Raw genomic sequence first — 15,252 nt, 5'->3', positions numbered from 1 at the left:
TATGCCAATCGAAGTCAGCAAAATGAAAGACGGAGTAACGCCGTCCCCATGGTGGAAGCGGGTGATGTGGCTGGTCATCATTTATGGAGCCAGTGTGCTGGCACTCGCTGTAGTGGCATCACTGTTTCGTATGATGATGAACGCGGCAGGCATGCATACACACTGAGTTTACGGAGTAACAAGATTTACAACAGTGTGCACTCCATTACAAAAATCGCGTGAAGGTCGCCGGTAATGGCGACCTTATACACATTATCGCAGCGTAAAATTGACCTGAAAACGTTAGTAACCTAAGCAATTAATGCTTTTCCCGCCTCGCTGCCTTTACTCTTCCTTACGTTAGTAATACGTTTTTGTTATATTTATGTGACTAATCGCGCAAATTCATTACCTTCACACTTATCACTCGATTGAAAAAATCATGCTCAGCCTGAATCTTAAAAAACAGTACATCAACGATCTGGTGGACTGGATAGAGGCGAATCTGACCGATGAGCTCAATATCGATCTGATTACCCTGAAATCTGGTTACTCCAAGTGGCACATGCAGCGCATGTTCAAAGAGATGACCGGTCAAACGCTGGCCTCATATACGCGTAAGCGTCGCCTGACCATGTCAGCGATGGCGCTGCGTTTGACCAGCATGCCGCTCATCGATATTGCCGTGCGCTTTGGCTTCGATAACCAGCAGAATTTCACGAGGGTATTCAAAAGCCACTTCTCCATGACGCCCGGCGCCTATCGTCGCATCCCGGACATGCTGATGAAGGATTTCCACAGTCGTATTTCCACGCAGCGTTCGTGGGTCAACGCGCGTCTGGCCGAGAAGCCGGAGTTGCAACTGTGTGGTGAAGTGATTGAGTGGGAATGCCGCTTTGGCGAGTACATCGATCATCATAATCAGGTGGTCGCGCAGCATACCCGCGATTTTGTCCGCTTTGCCGGTAAACATGTCAGCCGTGGCTGGCTGGGATTCCAGTTCAGCCCAGGCGTGAATTCTGCCGACCAGCAGCACATTAGCTTGTTCCAGGCGCTGGAAAGCCAGTATGCCGATGTGCTGCCGCGCAATGTGCAGAACTGGACCGGAGAAAGCGGCTTGTATGCCGAGATTGACTGGCATGGCGCACCGGAAGAGATCAATGCATTTACCGCAGAAATTTACTACAACCACTTGCCGGCACTGGGCGTGGCGCGTCGGGCAGGTAAAGATCTGCTTAAACTGGATCTGAAATACAGTACGCCTGATTTGTTGCAGGGCACGTTCTATATCCCGGTCTCCACCTGCTAATGCATAAATCGTGCGGTTAACTGTGACTAACCGCACGATTTTATAAAATATTCGCCGTAACTGGCGTAAAATCCTTCATCGAAACCTGATTGGCCGCGTAAAACACCAGCCGTCATACATCAGGCTGGATAATCACCTGCATTCCTGGTCCGCTCTGGACCGTCAAAGTGAAAAAGAAAAAATTATGCGACTTTTACCGTTGTTCCTCATGACAGCGCTTGTGGCGTTTTCCTCGCTGGCAAGTGCACAGATGGCTGAGCCTTTCTCTCCGCCGGGCGGCCTGCATCCTCATCAGACTCACTGCCAGCAGCATGAAATTTTGGGCGATAACCCGCTGCCGCAGCACAGCCAGGATGACAATAGCTTCGTTAACTGCGGCAATCATCAGGCCTGATTTCCCTCTCGTTTTACCCCGCTTTACCCCATGACTATCGATGACACGCCGCACGTTTGTTGCGGCGCGATCGTTGCCTGCCATTGCCCGCTCATCGAACGCAATCCTCTTTAACTGCATTAACTGCGGATCTCTCCTGAAATTCAGTTGGCGCTAGTCCCTGCTCCAACCGGTGCAAGCCACGCCGAAAATTCTGCCACTTTTCCCAATAGCATTTTTCGGCATTGCATCGAAGATATATCATAACTATGCTAGCCAACGTCAGATGAGAATGATTTTCGATAACGTTTGGCGTGAACGACTCTCAAGCTGCGGTAATCTCAGTTTAGGGGAGGCATCTTGCCACTCAGGATAAGTCATCGCAGGGGCACACTCATTCACGCCTTTGCCTGGAGAGAACACTTGCAAAAAAACATTAACGATCGCGCACCCAAGCGCGTACGCAACGAATTACGCTTCCGCCATATCACCGTGGCGAGCAAAACCTTAATCGCGGGGGAGTTTTGGCGCATTGAGTTTACCGGCAGCGATCTGGCGGGCTTTAATTCACCGTCATTCGACGATCACATTAAAGTTTTCTTCCCGGACAATGCGGGCAGCGCGTTGGATTTGCCGCAAATGACCGAAGAGGGGATCGTCTGGCCGGGCGGCGTTCGCCCGGCAGCTCGCGATTACACCCCGCTGGCGTTCAACGGCACCGATTCACTGACGCTCGATTTCTATATCCATGATGGCGGCGTCGCCAGCAACTGGGCGAATGAGGCGAAGCCAGGCGATCAGATCGCCATGGGCGGCCCGCGTGGCTCCTGCGTAGTGCCCGTGGATTATGCCTGCCAGGTTTACGTGTGCGATGAGACCGGGCTGCCAGCCTTTAAGCGTCGTTACGCTGAGATGCAGGCGCAGCAGATCCATCTGCTGGCCTACGCCGATGAAACCACCGGGCGCGATTACCTCGGTGATCTGCCGAATGTACAGGTGACCTGGCTCGGCAGTGGCAGCATGCAGGTGGATAACCTCGGCCCGCTGATTGCGCAGCTGGATAAGATCTCACTGCCAACAGAAGAGTATTTCATCTGGCTGACGGGTGAAGGTGAGGCGGTAAAACTGCTGAGCGACTACTTCACGCAACGCCGTGGTGCCCACACCGACTTCGTGCGCGCGGTGGCGTACTGGCATCAGAAATAACTGACTTCGCCGCGCCCGCTGCCGCCTGTGTTGAATTTTGCCAGGCGGCAGACTACTATCAACCTCCCTTAATTGACCTCAGGGAAGGCAATGAAACAGCAGCGGGATTTTCCATGGCAGTCCGATAATGCACAACGTGCAATCTGTGCAGGTGCGCGTAAAAAGCGCCGCGAAAGGATGCTGGATGCCAGTGATATTCGCCTGTTAATGATGCACTTCCTCGCCAACGGTTCTGCGCATGGCTATGAGCTGATCAAGTCAGTGGAAGAGCTGTCCAAAGGGGAATACTCTCCCAGCCCTGGCATCATCTATCCTAACCTCACGTTGCTCGAAGAGATGGATGCGATCCGCGTGGTGGATGCGCATGCGTCGCGTAAAGCTTATGCGCTCAATGATGGCGGTCGCGCGTTATTAGCTGAGAACGGCGAGAATATTGCCAATATTATTGAGCGGCTGACTTCGCTGGCGATATTGGTCAATAATCGCAGTATTCCAGAAGTCGAGCAGGCCATTCATCATATTCGCCACACGCTGAATCATCGTTTATCACAGGAAGATATTTCGCCTGAGTCGCTGGAAATTGTGATAAATGCACTGAACGAAGCGACAGAGAAAATCGCGAATAGCTAATCGTACCTGGCCAGCAGAATAAATGCCTTCCGCGCCGATTAGCCATCTCACTTTCTGACATGGCCACGTTAGCCATCGCGAAAAATCGCCCGTCATAACCGCTGAAACAGCAGGCCGATAATTAAGCCATGGATCGCAATAAATCGCCGTTCTGGAATGTTCATTGCCATTCGAATGTGCGCGTCTATCCGCTCTGGGATTAGCCCGGCTTCTTCTTATCCACATGTCCTAACTCGCGGTCCGGCCAGCAGAAATCACGCACGCGCTGTTTCAGCGCCGCTGCATCCGGGAATCCGCCTTCCTGTTTACGCTCCCAAATCACCGTGCCATCAATGCTGATTTCGAACACACCGCCGGTGCCGGGTTTTAGCGTCACTGCGCTCAAATCTTCGGCAAAAGTGTGCAGCAGTTCTTGTGCCATCCACGCCGAACGCAGCAGCCAGTTGCATTGAGTGCAGTAGTAAATGGTCACAGCCGGTTTTTGCGCCATCAGGAGCCTCTTCTTAATTATTGATTATAAACAAGTTAACAAAATGTGCGGTCTAAGATACATCTTAGTGTAAAGTTTATTGATAATGATTACCAATTGCATTACATTCCTGACGAAATTATTTATTACATAAAATAAGTCCACACATTTTACGGTTTATTAACGCACATCGCGTTTTTTTGGCGGCAATCCAGTGAGCGAATACTAACAATTAACCAGGTATTTCGCGCATGTCTTCACTCTTTCAGGGAATGACCCAGCAACGTCTGTTTAAAGTTGCCATTTTGTCTTCCGCTATTCACGCCGCTTGCAGCTACGCGGCCAGCGATAACACGACACTTGCTTTATCTTCTGACAAATCCACCACTGCAGAGTCGGTCATGACGGTCACTGCACCGAAGCTGGAGAAACAAGCCGGTAGCAAAAGCACCATTACCGCCGCCGATATGCAGCGTGATGGCGGCAATGATTTCGGTACCATCATGCGCTACGAACCCGGCGTAACAGCAACCGGTGCCAGCGGTGGTTCTTCTGCGGGTAAAAGTGGCTTCGACCGTGCGGGTTACACTGGCTACAACATCCGTGGTCTGGAAAGTAACCGCGTCGATATCAACGTTGACGGCGTTTCTCTGCCGGATGCTACCGGACGCAGCTACGTCAGCCGCGCCGGTTTAGATACCTTTGGTATTGGCCGCGATTACATCGACCCTTATATGTTTGGTCGCGTGGATATCGATAAAGGCGCGACGTCTGTCTCTCAGCCCAACACCGCGATTGGTGGTGCGGTCTCGTTCCGTAATAAGACGCCAGACGACTACTTACATCCGGGTAAAACCACCTATTTTGGCTACCAGAGCGACTTCGATTCTTCCAATCGCAGCTGGCACAACGGCATCACTGCGGCAGCAGGTGATGAGGAACTGCGCGGTATCTTTGTCTACAGCCGCCGCGATGGTCAGGAAACGCAAAACAACGATGCGAGCCGTGGGGCATATCCAGCCAACTGGCACTCTGACGCACTGCTGGGCAGCGTGGTATGGGAGCCGAATGATGCGCACAAAATCACCGGTACCGCCGACTTCTATCACAAAACCAATCACACCCATTACGACAGCTGGGATACTTCAGGCAATACCGTTTACGGCACGGCACAACAGCAGAGCGATACCCGTCGCTTCGGCCTGAGCCTGGCGGACGAATACACGCCGTACAACGATTTTATCGACAGCCTGACCTCACGTGTCTACTGGCAGCACACCGAAGCGCATGACAATACTTATATGCCTTCAAGCGCGACAGCCTATGAGACGGTCTACTCTGACTACAACACGGACAGCTACGGCTTTGAAACCAATCTGGCTAAAACGCTGGGTCGTCATGAGCTGACTGCCGGTTTGAATGGACGTCTGGAAAAAACCGAACGCCCATTCCGTCAGTCACCAACACCAAGCACATTCAGTGTGATCATGCAGCCTGAAGCAGATAGCCGCAGCTATACGCTCGGCGGTTTTGTGCAGGATAAGATCAACTTCGACCTGGATAGCCACAACTTTGCGGTGGTGCCGGGCGTGCGTGTGGCGTACCAAAATACCAAGCCCGAGAACCTCAGCAGCCTGACCAGCGGCAGCTCCGTGCTGACCGAATCAGGAGTCGATACGCTGTACGGCTCTGGCAACAGCGATACGCAAGTTCTGCCATCGCTGGCATTCCAGTATGAGCTCACGCCAACCCTGATGACTTATCTGCAATACAAACGCGGCGCGCAGTTCCCGAACGCCAGCCAGCTGTATGGTTCATGGAACCTGGGTTCCAGCTATGCGGGTAGAGCGCAATATGCGCTGATTGGTAACGCGGATCTGAACACTGAAACCAGCAACAACTTCGAATGGGGTCTGAAAGGACAGCCGACCGAAGGCGTGGTGATGAACACGGCGGTTTACTACAACGCCTACAAAAACTTCATCGCCTATAACCGTTACACCCGTTCCGGCAACCCGGATAAATTCACTAACGTTCCGAGCAACATTTACACCACTTATCAGGCAGAGAACCGCGATAAAGCCTATATCTATGGTGCAGAGTTGAGTGGAAAAGTGAATTTCGGCACCTGGTATGAAGATGTGCAGGGCCTGAGCGCACGCTTTGCCTTTAGCTATAACGAAGGTAAATCGAAGTCGAGCTACCTCGGCGACCGTTACGTCGATCTGGAAAGCGTACCGCCAATGAAAGCGGTGCTGGGGCTGGGTTGGGATGCGCCACAGAACGAGTATGGTGCAGCGGTGACGGCAACCTTCGTGAAGGGCAAAAAGGCGACGGCGACCAACCGCCAGAGCTATACCAATACCGGTTCTGCACTGACCGATTCCACCACCGATTACGCGCGCGTGCCGGGTTATGGGATGGTCGATCTGACGGCGTACTGGCAGGTGGCGAAGAACGTCAAGCTGAGCGGTGGCGTGTATAACCTGACAGATCGTAAATATTGGGATTACCTGAGCAGCCGCGAAATGACCAGCGATACCGCACAGGATCGCAACGATATCGCACTGGCAACTCAGCCAGGCCGCACCTTCCAGCTCGGTGTGAACGTCGACTTCTAATCACATTTTCGCCCTGCGTTCGCGCAGGGCCTTTTCATGGAGCAAGTGCAATGAACCCACGTTACGATCACTACCTGGCGCTGAAAGGCGAACATCCGAAGAAGTATGCCCGCGATCTGGCGGCCCTGATGGGCATTGGCGAAGCGCAGCTGTGTGAAGCGCGCGTCGACCAGGATGCGCAAGCGTTAAAAGCGGATTTCCCGGCGTTGCTGAAGGCACTGGCAGCCGTCGGCGAAACCAAAAGCATCACCCGCAACGAATATGCGGTGCATGAGCAGGTGGGCAAATATGAAAACCTGCACCTCGGCGAACATGCCGGACTGATCCTTAACCCACGCGCGCTCGACCAGCGTCTGTTCCCGGCACAGTGGCACAGCGCCTTCTTCCTGCGTGAGCAGACCGCGCGCGGTGAGCGTCAAAGCATCCAGATTTTTGATCGCCATGCGGATGCGGTGCTGAAAATCTACACCACCGACAATACCGACATGGCGGCCTGGGATGCGCTGATCGCAGAATTCACCGTCGAAGCCGCTGCGGCACTCGATCCACAACCTGCCGCCGCACCAGAACATAGCCGCGCCATTGATGCCGATAAAGTGGAAGCCGAATGGCGCGCCATGACCGATGTGCATCAGTTCTTTGGCCTACTGAAGCGCCACAATATTTCACGCCAGCAAGCGTTTCACGCGGTGCCCGAAGATCTGGCACGCCAGGTCAGCAACGATTCACTGGCTCAACTGCTGGAGCAGGCGCAGCAGGATGGTAACGAAATCATGATCTTTATCGGCAACCGTGGTTGCACGCAGATCTTCACTGGTGCGGTGGAGAAACTGATGCCGATGGACAATTGGGTCAACATCTTCAACCCAACCTTTACGCTGCACCTGATGGCCGATCACATCGCCGAGAGCTGGGTAACGCGGAAACCGAGTGGCGATGGCTTTGTCACCAGCCTCGAACTGTTTGCCGCCGACGGCACGCAGATCGCGCAACTGTATGGTCAGCGCAGCGAAGGGACGCCAGAGCAGGCGCGCTGGCGTGAACAGGTCACCGCGCTGGGAGCGACAGCATGAAACGTCTGACCCTATTACTGCTGGGCGCGCTGGCGCTGCCGGCATTTGCTGCTGAACGGGTGATCTCCATCGGCGGTGATGTGACACAAATCATTTATGCGCTGGATGGGCAGGCCGATCTGGTGGCGCGCGACAGCACCAGCCAGCATCCGGCGCAGGCTAACAAGCTGCCGGATATCGGCTATATGCGCCAGCTCAATGCCGAAGGCATTCTGGCCATGAAGCCCACGCTGGTATTGACCAGCGAGCTGGCGAAACCGTCGCTGGTGTTGCAGCAGATTGAGAGCGCTGGGGTGAAGGTGGTGGATGTCACCGGCAAAACCAGCCTCGACGCCATCCCGGAAAAGATCGCCACCATCGGCAAAGCGCTGCATCGTGATGCCGAAGCGAAGGCGCTGATCGAGAAAGTGAACAAGCAGCGTGCGCAGATTCCCCAGCAGCCGCTGCCGGTGAAGGTGCTGTTTGTAATGGCGCACGGTGGCATGCGCACTCAGGCAGCAGGCAACCAAACGGGCGCTGATGCCGCAATCCGCAGTGCCGGCCTGGTCAACGCCATGGCGGCGATCCCGCATTATCAGCAGCTGTCACAGGAAGGTGTGGTTGCTGCCGCGCCGGATCTGGTGGTGGTGGGTGAAGATGGCCTGCGCACCCTCGGCGGCGAAGAGAAAATCTGGTCGCTGCCGGGGCTGGCGTTGACGCCAGCGGGCCAGCACCACGCGCTGCTGGTGGTGGATGAGATGGCCATGTTGGGCTTTGGTCTTGATACGCCGGAGACCATCGTGAAGCTGCGCAAAGCCGCCGAAGCGGTAAAACATGACTAACAGTGCCGTGATGCGCTGGCTGCTATTGATGGGCATCAGCATGGTGGTTTGCATGCTGATGGCCGCCAATTTTGGCGCCATGCCGCTGTCGATGCGCACGCTGTTCCATGCGCCACTCAGCGATATGGCGTGGCAAATCTGGCTGAACATCCGCCTGCCGCGCGTGTTGCTGGCGGTGTTGCTCGGTATGGCATTGGCAGTCTCTGGCGCGGTGATGCAGGGCCTGTTCCGCAATCCGCTGGCCGATCCGGGGTTGCTCGGCATCAGCAGCGGAGCCGGCCTGGCCGTCGCGTTTTCTATTATCGTTCCGCTCAGCTTGCCGCCTTTGCTGGCGCTGTGGCTGCCTTCGATTGCCGCGTTTATCGGCAGCCTGATCGTCACACTGCTGATTTTTAGTTTTAGTCGGCTGGCGCTGGGGAATTTGTCACGTTTGCTACTGATCGGTATCGCCATCAACGCCTTGTGCGGTGCGGCGGTGGGCGTGCTCTCCTGGCTCAGTAATGATCAGCAGTTACGCCAGCTGGCGCTGTGGGGCATGGGCAGTTTGAGCGCGGCACAATGGCCGAGTCTGGTGGTGTGTGCTGTACTGATTCTTCCTGCGCTGATTGCCATCCAGACCCGTGCGCGCCGTCTTAATCTGCTGCAACTCGGTGAGGAAGATGCGCATTACATGGGGATTGATGTGAAGCGCACCCAGCGTGAGTTACTGGTACTGAGTGCGCTGCTGGTGGGCACGGCGGTGTCGGTGAGCGGGATTATAGGGTTTGTCGGATTGGTGGTGCCGCACGTGATGCGTTTCTGTGTCGGGAGCGATCATCGCTGGATGTTGCCGGGTTCGGCGCTGGCGGGAGCCATCTTGCTATTGCTGGCGGATACACTGGCGCGCACGGTGGTGATCCCGGCGGAAATGCCGGTGGGATTGATCACCAGCCTGATCGGTGGTCCATGGTTTCTCTGGCTGATTCTGCGCCAGAAAAGGGGGATGAATGAGTGATTCAATGCAGGCTCGCGGCCTGCGCTTTAGTCATGGCACGCGTGCGCTGATTGATGATGTCTCTATCACCTTACAGCCAGGCGAAATGATCGCTTTGATCGGCCCCAACGGCGCGGGTAAATCCACGCTGTTGCGCCTGCTGACTGGATTTCTGGCGCCCGAAGCGGGTGAGTGCTGGCTCGGCGATCGCCCGTTAAGCGATTGGCCGCGTGAACCGCTGGCGCAACGACGTGCGGTGATGCGCCAGCAAAATAGCGTGACTTTCCCGCTGCCTGCTGAAGAAGTGGTGGCGATGGGCCGTGCGCCCTGGCCTGCCAGCAAATCCAAAGCGGTGATTGAGGAAGTGATGCAGATTACTGGCAGTCTGGAACTGGCAAAGCGCGATTATCGTTCGCTTTCTGGCGGGGAACAGCAGCGCGTGCAGCTGGCGCGAGTACTGGCACAGTTATGGCACGATGACGGTCCACGCGGCTGGCTGTTTCTTGATGAGCCGACGTCGGCACTCGATCTGTATTGGCAGCAGTACAGTTTGCGATTGCTGCATAAACTGACGCGTAACGGCCGCTTTAGCGTCTGTACCGTGCTGCACGATCTCAATCTGGCGTCGCTGTGGTCCGATCGCATTCTGCTGTTGCATCAGGGCAAGCTGGTGGCGCAGGGTTCACCGCAAGAGGTGATGACGGAAAATACGCTGACGCGCTGGTATCAGGCTGAGCTGCACGTGGTGATGCCGCAAGAGCAGGGCAGGCCGCAAATTCAGCTGCGGGCTTAAAGCCGATTCAAATCGTAGCGGCGCGATCTATCGCGCATGTCTGAAGCGATGATGCTGCTGACAAACGCGCAATAAATTGCACCGCTATACGTTCTTAACGGCAATCCACAATCAAACGTCCGCGCACATTCCCAGCCAGCAACGCTTCGGCACCTTCACGTGCCTCACTGAGCGGTATCACCTTGGTGAGCTGCTCCAGCAGCGCGCCATCCACTAACTCCGCCAGACGCTGCCACGCTTGCTCACGCAACGGCTTAGCGCACATCACGCTATCCACACCGGCTAACATTACACCGCGCAGAATAAACGGTGCCACGCTGGTGGGCAGATCCAGACCTTGCGCCATGCCGCACGCAGCGACCACGCCATCGCGCTTGATGCCCGCCAGCACATTGGCCAGAGTATGGCTGCCGACGCTATCAATCGCCGCAGCCCAGCGCTCTTTCGCCAGAGGTTTGCCGGGCGCGCTCAGCTCAGCACGATCGATAATCGAGGAGGCGCCGAGGGTATTGATCAGGTAGTCGCTGTCGCTGGCGCGACCGCTGGAGGCCACCACGTCATAGCCTAAACGAGCCAGCAAACTGACGCTGAAGCTGCCCACGCCGCCGCTGGCACCCGTTACCAGCACCGGCCCCTGTTGTGGCGTGATGCCCTGTTTTTCCAGCGCCAATACGCACAGCATGGCGGTGAACCCGGCCGTGCCGATGGCCATGGTTTGTAACGAGCTGAGCGCAGCAGGCACTTTCACCAGCCAGTCACCGGAAACGCTGGCCTTTTGTGCCAATCCGCCCCAATGTTTCTCACCTACGCCCCAACCGGTGAGCAGTGCAACATCGTTCTGCTGCCAATCCGGATGGCGGCTGTTAATCACCCGACCGACAAAATCGATGCCCGGTACCATCGGGAATTGGCGCACAATCGGCCCTTTGTTGCAGATGGCCAGCGCGTCTTTATAGTTGAGCGTGGAGTAACTGACTTTGAGGGTGACATCCTGATCGGGCAGTTGTTGCTCTGTCAAATCCTGCAGAGATGTGCGGTAACCCTGTTCATCATTTTCAATGACCAATGCCTTGAACATGCAGCCTCCGGCTGATTGAGGAAAGTGCGGGTCATATTACTCCTCTGGAAACAGGGAGCAACACGAAGGCGGACACACCTTGCATAAATTCGCATAACACAAGGATATTTAAGCGTTTTTATCAAGCGTTGATTTAATATTAACTTATTAATCAAATGGTTGTTGAATGTTGCTTATGCGTATCAATCTCGTTGCAACGGGTTGTTCCAGCAAAAAAAAGATGCCATCATTGCGCCGCAGTTTTCCACCGATTCCATTCACACTGAGGACGCCGCCATGCTCGGTACAATGCGCTTTTGCACTTGTCTCCGTTCGCTTTACGATAAGCGTCCCTCCGTCATCTGTTGTTCGCATTTCTCGCTCACCATGCGGTGAGGCCAGCTTAACGCGCTATGCTGTTGGACATGACTAAAGACAGACGCGATCTGACTTTACTGATGTCTATCGGTTGCGGCGGTTGATCCGCCCGAAGACGTTATTCGCCGGGGAATTTTCCTCATTGCTGTGCCACTGGCACCCACTCATCCTTCATTACGGGGATTTGTGTTATGAATCCATTGAAAATCGCTGCCAGCGTTGCGGTAGCGCCAAGCCTGAGCCTGAACACCGCGCGTGATGTGGTGACACTCGACAATACTGATTTTACCGATGTGGCGGCTGTGGTCGTCTCACTGGCGGATACACGCAGTGGCGTGTTAACGCTGTTGCGTCAGACCGGCTTTAATCTGCCGGTGTTTGTCGCCAACGCGTTCGATGAAGAAGTGCTGAAGCTGCCGGGCGTGACCGGTGAAATCAACGGTGCACCGGAAGAGTGGGAAGCGCTGGAGGAGGCCGCGCAGGCGTATGAGTCTGACCTGCTGCCGCCGTTCTTCGATACCCTGACGCGCTATGTTGATATGCAGAACAGCACCTTCGCCTGTCCGGGCCATCAGGGCGGGGCGTTCTTCCGTAAGCATCCGGCCGGGCGCCAGTTCTATGAATTCTATGGCGAGAACGTGTTTCGTTCCGACATGTGCAACGCCGACGTCAAGTTGGGCGACCTGCTGATCCACGAAGGTTCAGCGAAAGATGCGCAGAAGTACGCAGCGAAAGTCTTCAACGCCGACAAAACCTATTTCGTGCTGAACGGCACCTCCAGCGCCAACAAAGTGGTGACTAACGCCATGTTAACGCGCGGCGATCTGGTGCTGTTTGACCGCAACAACCATAAATCCAACCATCACGGCGCGCTGATTCAGGCGGGCGCGACGCCGGTGTATCTGGAAGCGGCACGTAACCCGTTCGGCTTTATCGGCGGGATTGATGCGCACTGCTTTGATGAAGCTTACCTGCGCGAACAGGTGCAGAAAGTCGCGCCGCATCGTGCCAAAGATCAGCGCCCGTTCCGCCTGGCAATCATCCAGCTCGGCACCTACGATGGCACCGTCTACAACGCGCGCCAGGTGGTGGATCGCATCGGCCATCTTTGCGACTACATCCTGTTTGATTCTGCGTGGCTGGGCTACGAGCAATTTATCCCGTTAATGGAAGGCTGCTCGCCACTGACGCTGGAGCTGAACGAGAATGATCCCGGTATTTTCGTCACCCAGTCGGTGCACAAACAGCTGGCGGGCTTCTCGCAGACCTCGCAGATTCACAAAAAAGACAACCATATCCGCGGTCAAAAACGCTTCTGTCCGCACAAGCGTCTCAACAACGCTTTCATGCTGCATGCTTCAACCAGCCCGTTCTATCCGCTGTTTGCCGCGCTGGATATCAACGCACGTATGCACAAAGGTGAAGCCGGGCGCAGCATGTGGCACGAATGCGTCACCATCGGCATTGATGCGCGCAAAGCGATTCTGGAACGCTGCGAGATGATTCAGCCGTTCCTGCCGGAGAAGGTGCACGGCAAGCTATGGCAGTCGGCGGAAACTGACGTTATCGCCGCCGATCCGGCTTACTTCAGCCTGGAGCCAGGCGAGAAATGGCACGGCTTTGAGGGGTATGCCAGCGAGCAATATCTGGTCGATCCCTGCAAGCTGCTGCTGACCACGCCCGGCATTGATGCCGCCAGTGGGGAATACACCAGCTTCGGTATTCCGGCAACCATTCTGGCGAACTACCTGCGTGAGAACGGTATCGTGCCGGAGAAGTGCGATCTCAACTCCATCCTGTTCCTGCTGACACCAGCGGAGAATCCGGAGAAGATGGCGCATCTGGTGGCGATGCTCGAGCAGTTTGAACACCATGTGAAAGAGGATGCGCTGCTGGCTGAAGTGCTGCCGAGCGTTTATCGCAAAAACATGGAACGCTACAAAGGCTACACCTTGCGCCGCCTGTGCCAGGAAATGCACGATCTCTACGTCAGCTATGATGTGAAAGATCTGCAGAAAGCGATGTTCCGCGAAGCCTGTTTCCCGAAAGTGGAAGTGAATCCACAGGACGCGCATCAGGCTTACATCCGTGGTGAGGTGGAGCTGGTAGCGATTGCGCAAGCCGAAGGGCGCATTGCTGCTGAAGGTGCGCTGCCCTATCCACCGGGCGTGCTGTGCGTGGTGCCGGGAGAAGTGTGGGGTGGCGCGGTGCAGCGTTACTTCCTCGCGCTGGAGGAGGGCATCAACTTGCTGCCGGGCTTCTCGCCGGAACTGCAAGGGGTTTACACCGAGGAAGATGACAGCGGTCGTAAACACTTAGTGGCGAACATGATGGTGCGCTAATAGACACCATTCATGTGCAGTGATGCCTCTTTTATATCGCCCATGGCAATAAAAAAGAGGCAGTCAGATTCAATCAATATCTCTCTGTCTGCCTCTGCAATAACGGATACGTCATCTCATTCGGAGACGATTAATACCGATGATAACTACGCTGTGCTTGGTTCACCTTATACAGATAGCGGCGTGACTCGCCCGATGGGTGGTTGGTGGTCAGCGTCTGATACACTTCATTCGGCGACATGCCATTAATCAGCGAGAAGGCACGATCTTTATCGCTGGAGAACACGCGCAGTACGCTACCCGCACCGCCGTTGTAGGCGGTGATCACCGCGTAACGGCGTGACACCGGATCCTGAATTCCGCCTAAATAGCTCTTCTGCAGCAGTGACAGATAGGCCGTGCCCGCATCGATGTTATTGGCCGGGTCGAGCAGATAGCTGCGGCTTGGTTTACCCCATTTGCCCTTCATGCGGAACACGTCCACGCCAGCGGTGTGCTGAACCACCTGCATCAAGCCCAGCGCATCAGAGTTGCTGACCGCATAGGGGTTGAAGCTCGATTCTGTCTGCATAATCGCCAGAATCAGGGATGCATCTACGCCGTACTCTTCAGCGGCTTTACGCACCAGCGGCAGATATTTATGCGCACGTTTGTCGAGGTGGTTCGGCACCATCGGAATGGTCACCGACCAGATGACATGCAGGCCAGAAGTGCGTTTTTGCAGTTTGTTCTGAATCAGATAATCGGCAAAGCTGGCAGCACGGCCCTGCCAGCGAATCGGCTGACCGGTGTTATCCAGCACCTGGCCGTAAAGCAGCGGCTCTTTACTGATCTGAATATCATTGGCATCGGAGTAGAGATCGACATTACCGGGATCGTCACCAATCAACAGCGTGGTGATGATCGCCTGACGTAGGCTGGCCATCGGATCGGTGCCGGCAATGGTCTCAATGGTGATGCTACCGCTGTCAAAGTTGATGTGACTGCGGGTGTAATAGCTGTCGCTATATTTGACGTAATCTTTCGGTCCGGCGATCAGGACCTCGTTGATTCCCCAAATATTTTCAATGTTGGCGGCGAACTGCCCCATCAGGATGTCGAAACCGTTGGTGTCCTTGACCCACTCTTCGTGATACTGCGATTTTTTTTGTCCGGAGCAGGAAACCAAAAGTGGGGCAATCACTAACAGCGCTATCAGTTTTTTATTCATTGTAAATGCGTGCCTGAT

14 protein-coding genes are annotated in these 15,252 nt (G+C 55.1%); 11 read left to right on the top strand and 3 right to left on the bottom strand.

Annotated elements, in window-relative coordinates; all coding sequences use genetic code 11:
- Position 1 precedes the first annotated feature (1 nt).
- From VH86_RS24820 to VH86_RS02295, 5 genes are all read left to right on the top strand, one after another.
- Complete coding sequence (locus VH86_RS24820) at positions 2 to 166, top strand: DUF2474 domain-containing protein (protein WP_071845593.1); 165 nt, start codon at positions 2 to 4, stop codon at positions 164 to 166.
- A 255-nt stretch (positions 167 to 421) separates the two neighbouring features.
- A complete protein-coding gene (locus tag VH86_RS02310; RefSeq protein ID WP_045814716.1) occupies positions 422 to 1,288 on the top strand; it encodes a helix-turn-helix domain-containing protein in 867 nt (288 codons plus the stop codon).
- 184 nt (positions 1,289 to 1,472) lie between these two features.
- Positions 1,473 to 1,682: a hypothetical protein gene (locus VH86_RS02305; RefSeq protein WP_038644869.1), complete on the top strand. Its 210-nt coding sequence runs from the start codon at positions 1,473 to 1,475 to the stop codon at positions 1,680 to 1,682.
- A 402-nt stretch (positions 1,683 to 2,084) separates the two neighbouring features.
- Positions 2,085 to 2,867, top strand: a complete 783-nt coding sequence (locus VH86_RS02300) for a siderophore-interacting protein (protein WP_045831749.1) — start codon at positions 2,085 to 2,087, stop codon at positions 2,865 to 2,867.
- 90 nt (positions 2,868 to 2,957) lie between these two features.
- On the top strand, positions 2,958 to 3,497 hold the full coding sequence (locus VH86_RS02295; RefSeq protein WP_052696526.1) for a PadR family transcriptional regulator: 540 nt from the start codon (positions 2,958 to 2,960) through the stop codon (positions 3,495 to 3,497).
- A gap of 199 nt (positions 3,498 to 3,696) precedes the next feature.
- Here the strand turns inward: VH86_RS02295 and VH86_RS02290 are convergent, their stop codons facing one another.
- Positions 3,697 to 3,987 (bottom strand): SelT/SelW/SelH family protein, encoded by a 291-nt coding sequence (locus VH86_RS02290; RefSeq protein ID WP_045814714.1) that lies wholly within the window; start codon positions 3,985 to 3,987, stop codon positions 3,697 to 3,699.
- 230 nt (positions 3,988 to 4,217) lie between these two features.
- Between VH86_RS02290 and VH86_RS02285 the strand changes: the two genes are divergently transcribed.
- From VH86_RS02285 to VH86_RS02265, 5 genes are read left to right on the top strand one after another with little or no spacing between them, the layout of a single operon-like run.
- Positions 4,218 to 6,587, top strand: coding sequence for a TonB-dependent receptor domain-containing protein (locus VH86_RS02285; protein WP_045831748.1), 2,370 nt, complete (start codon positions 4,218 to 4,220; stop codon positions 6,585 to 6,587).
- Positions 6,588 to 6,637: 50 nt separating this feature from the next.
- On the top strand, positions 6,638 to 7,660 hold the full coding sequence (locus VH86_RS02280) for a hemin-degrading factor (RefSeq protein ID WP_045831747.1): 1,023 nt from the start codon (positions 6,638 to 6,640) through the stop codon (positions 7,658 to 7,660).
- Positions 7,657 to 8,481, top strand: coding sequence for a hemin ABC transporter substrate-binding protein (locus tag VH86_RS02275; protein ID WP_045831746.1), 825 nt, complete (start codon positions 7,657 to 7,659; stop codon positions 8,479 to 8,481). Before VH86_RS02280 ends, VH86_RS02275 begins: the two co-directional genes overlap by 4 nt.
- Positions 8,474 to 9,475 (top strand): iron ABC transporter permease, encoded by a 1,002-nt coding sequence (locus tag VH86_RS02270; protein ID WP_045831745.1) that lies wholly within the window; start codon positions 8,474 to 8,476, stop codon positions 9,473 to 9,475. Before VH86_RS02275 ends, VH86_RS02270 begins: the two co-directional genes overlap by 8 nt.
- On the top strand, positions 9,468 to 10,247 hold the full coding sequence (locus VH86_RS02265; RefSeq protein ID WP_045831744.1) for a heme ABC transporter ATP-binding protein: 780 nt from the start codon (positions 9,468 to 9,470) through the stop codon (positions 10,245 to 10,247). The genes VH86_RS02270 and VH86_RS02265 overlap by 8 nt, the downstream gene beginning before the upstream one ends.
- Before the next feature lie 94 nt (positions 10,248 to 10,341).
- On the opposite strand, the gene VH86_RS02260 is transcribed toward VH86_RS02265, so the two are convergent.
- Positions 10,342 to 11,325, bottom strand: a complete 984-nt coding sequence (locus VH86_RS02260) for an MDR family oxidoreductase (protein ID WP_045831743.1) — start codon at positions 11,323 to 11,325, stop codon at positions 10,342 to 10,344.
- 548 nt (positions 11,326 to 11,873) lie between these two features.
- Between VH86_RS02260 and VH86_RS02255 the strand changes: the two genes are divergently transcribed.
- The gene (locus VH86_RS02255; protein WP_045831742.1) at positions 11,874 to 14,024 is read left to right on the top strand and encodes an ornithine decarboxylase; all 2,151 of its coding nucleotides are present in this window, start codon (positions 11,874 to 11,876) and stop codon (positions 14,022 to 14,024) included.
- A 130-nt stretch (positions 14,025 to 14,154) separates the two neighbouring features.
- Here the strand turns inward: VH86_RS02255 and mltC are convergent, their stop codons facing one another.
- Positions 14,155 to 15,234 (bottom strand): membrane-bound lytic murein transglycosylase MltC, encoded by a 1,080-nt coding sequence (mltC, locus tag VH86_RS02250; RefSeq protein ID WP_038644890.1) that lies wholly within the window; start codon positions 15,232 to 15,234, stop codon positions 14,155 to 14,157.
- Positions 15,235 to 15,252 lie beyond the last annotated feature (18 nt).

Origin of the sequence: Pantoea sp. BL1, from assembly GCF_000963985.1 — a bacterium.
Lineage (GTDB): Bacteria > Pseudomonadota > Gammaproteobacteria > Enterobacterales > Enterobacteriaceae > Pantoea > Pantoea rwandensis_B.
Note: the sequence above shows the minus strand (reverse complement) of the source record. Positions and strands in the feature narration are given on the sequence as shown.

Excerpts from the sequence above, each read along its gene's own strand:
- VH86_RS24820 (WP_071845593.1), top strand. The coding sequence starts at position 2 with ATGCCAATCGAAGTCAGCAAAATGAAAGACGGAGTAACGCCGTCCCCA.
- VH86_RS02310 (WP_045814716.1), top strand. The coding sequence starts at position 422 with ATGCTCAGCCTGAATCTTAAAAAACAGTACATCAACGATCTGGTGGAC.
- VH86_RS02305 (WP_038644869.1), top strand. The coding sequence starts at position 1,473 with ATGCGACTTTTACCGTTGTTCCTCATGACAGCGCTTGTGGCGTTTTCC.
- VH86_RS02295 (WP_052696526.1), top strand. The coding sequence starts at position 2,958 with ATGAAACAGCAGCGGGATTTTCCATGGCAGTCCGATAATGCACAACGT.
- VH86_RS02290 (WP_045814714.1), bottom strand. The coding sequence starts at position 3,987 with ATGGCGCAAAAACCGGCTGTGACCATTTACTACTGCACTCAATGCAAC.
- VH86_RS02285 (WP_045831748.1), top strand. The coding sequence starts at position 4,218 with ATGTCTTCACTCTTTCAGGGAATGACCCAGCAACGTCTGTTTAAAGTT.
- VH86_RS02280 (WP_045831747.1), top strand. The coding sequence starts at position 6,638 with ATGAACCCACGTTACGATCACTACCTGGCGCTGAAAGGCGAACATCCG.
- VH86_RS02275 (WP_045831746.1), top strand. The coding sequence starts at position 7,657 with ATGAAACGTCTGACCCTATTACTGCTGGGCGCGCTGGCGCTGCCGGCA.
- VH86_RS02270 (WP_045831745.1), top strand. The coding sequence starts at position 8,474 with ATGACTAACAGTGCCGTGATGCGCTGGCTGCTATTGATGGGCATCAGC.
- VH86_RS02265 (WP_045831744.1), top strand. The coding sequence starts at position 9,468 with ATGAGTGATTCAATGCAGGCTCGCGGCCTGCGCTTTAGTCATGGCACG.
- VH86_RS02260 (WP_045831743.1), bottom strand. The coding sequence starts at position 11,325 with ATGTTCAAGGCATTGGTCATTGAAAATGATGAACAGGGTTACCGCACA.
- VH86_RS02255 (WP_045831742.1), top strand. The coding sequence starts at position 11,874 with ATGAATCCATTGAAAATCGCTGCCAGCGTTGCGGTAGCGCCAAGCCTG.
- mltC (WP_038644890.1), bottom strand. The coding sequence starts at position 15,234 with ATGAATAAAAAACTGATAGCGCTGTTAGTGATTGCCCCACTTTTGGTT.